The organism is Oscillibacter sp. CU971 (assembly GCF_905219725.1).
Classification (GTDB): domain Bacteria; phylum Bacillota; class Clostridia; order Oscillospirales; family Oscillospiraceae; genus Oscillibacter.
In genome coordinates, this window is sequence record NZ_CAJMXG010000476.1 from 1 (window position 1) to 1414 (window position 1414).

General features: G+C 55.2%; 1 protein-coding gene. It reads left to right on the forward strand.

Annotated elements, in window-relative coordinates; all coding sequences use genetic code 11:
• A partial coding sequence (locus JX325_RS16705) for a site-specific integrase (RefSeq protein ID WP_204792153.1) occupies positions 1-1230 on the forward strand: 1230 nt, incomplete at its 5' end.
• Positions 1231-1414 lie beyond the last annotated feature (184 nt).

The following is a 1414-nucleotide window of genomic DNA, read 5'->3' on the forward strand; positions in this document are numbered from 1 at the left end:
GGTATGACCCTGGGCCAGTGGCTGGATCATTGGTATCAGTCCTGTAAGAAACCCAATCTCCGGCCCAACACGCAGATGTCCTATGAACAACGAATCTACAACTACATCATCCCCGCGCTGGGAGACACCCCGCTGGACAAGCTCACACAAAATGACCTCCAGCAGTTCTACACCGACCTCAAACAAAACGGGCGCATCAAGAATGTCGGTCACTATGGCAGCGGCCTCTCCGACCAGACGGTGCGGGGTTGTCACACCACGCTCCGCTCCGCGCTGGAGATGGCGGTCTCTAAAAAGCTGATTTCTCGCAACCCCGCTGACGGTTGCCGGCTCCCTCCCGCCAAGCCCAGGGAGATGCAGGTGCTCACTCCAGAGGAGGTCCAGCGTCTGCTGATCCAAGCCAAGGAGGACGGTTGCTATGAGCTGCTCCTGCTGGAGATTGCCACCGGCCTGAGGCGTGGTGAACTTCTGGCTCTCCAGTGGGACGATCTCAATTTCAAAACTGGGACGCTGCGGGTGGAACGACAGATTCATCGAGTCAAGGGTGGGTTGATCATCTCCCGGCCCAAAACCAAAGCCGCCAACCGGACGATCATCCTTCCCGCTCCGCTCCTGGGTGTCATAAAGGAATACCGCCAGCAGGTACACTCCTGCTGGATGTTCCCCTCGCCCAGAAAAGATGACCTGCCCTTGGACCCCGCCTCTGTCCGCAAGCGCCTGACCACGATTCTGGAAAGGGCCGGGTGCAAGCATATCCGTTTCCATGACCTCCGTCACCTGTTTGCCACCATGTCCCTGGAACACGGAATGGACATCAAGACCCTCTCCACGGTGATCGGTCACGTGTCCAGCAGCACCACTCTGAACATCTACGCCCACGTCACCGATGAGATGCGACAAACGGCAGCACGCAAAATCGACCGGGGAATCAGCAAGATCGAGTCCACACAGGAGGCGAAAACCACGGCCAGGAAACTCACCCCCAGCGCCTTCCAGCCTTACAAGGGGAAACGCCGCAAACCAGGCACTGGGTGCGTCACTCAAATCAACGACTATCTGTGGGAGGGACGGTATTCCCCCGTCTGGCCGGACGGCAAAAAGCATCCCCGCAACGTCTACGCTAAAACCAGAGAGGACTGTGAACAGCTGCTGGCGGAGATGATCCTCCAGATGAAAGCAGAGATTGCCGCAGAAAAGGAGCGGCTAAAAGTAAGCTTTGGGGCAAGTTGACAGGAATACACGGTCAGCAGCGGCCAGCGCAAGTAAATACTATACAATTTCAGGAATATGTGATATAGTTTTATAAGGGAAATCCGCACAATACATTAAAATTTTCCACTAAATGATAGTGCATCATCTTACACGAGGGGGCATATCTATGAAACATATTGCAGTGATAGCGGGATAGGAATGC